The sequence below is a fragment of the Acinetobacter sp. GRABPA_MV_2 genome (assembly GCF_056725885.1).
The window spans coordinates 1-277 of sequence record NZ_JBWZNA010000080.1; the positions used below are offsets into that span (position 1 = coordinate 1).

At 46.2% G+C, this 277-nt stretch carries 1 protein-coding gene; it reads right to left on the bottom strand.

The window, feature by feature from the left end; all coding sequences use genetic code 11:
- Positions 1-277, bottom strand: a 277-nt coding sequence (locus tag ACXM0J_RS18910) for an Ig-like domain-containing protein (RefSeq protein ID WP_304457416.1), incomplete at both ends; no start/stop codon positions are given.

Sequence of the window (277 nt, forward strand, 5' to 3'; positions counted from 1 at the left end):
ATCTGCAGGTACGGTGTCAATAGTAAGCGTAGCTGTATCTGTAGCAGCATTTCCAGCTGGATCAGTTGCAGTTACAGTCACTGTATGTGGACCGTCGGTTAACGTAGGCAGTGTATTATCTGCAAGTGTCCAGGTGCCGTCACCATTGTTTACTGCCGGATAGTCAACACCATCCACGTTCACAACTACGGTTGCAGTTGGGTCATTAATCGCTCCAGTTAAAGCAGGAGTCGTGTCATTAGTAGTTAAGTCATCTAAAGATACAACTGGAACGCTA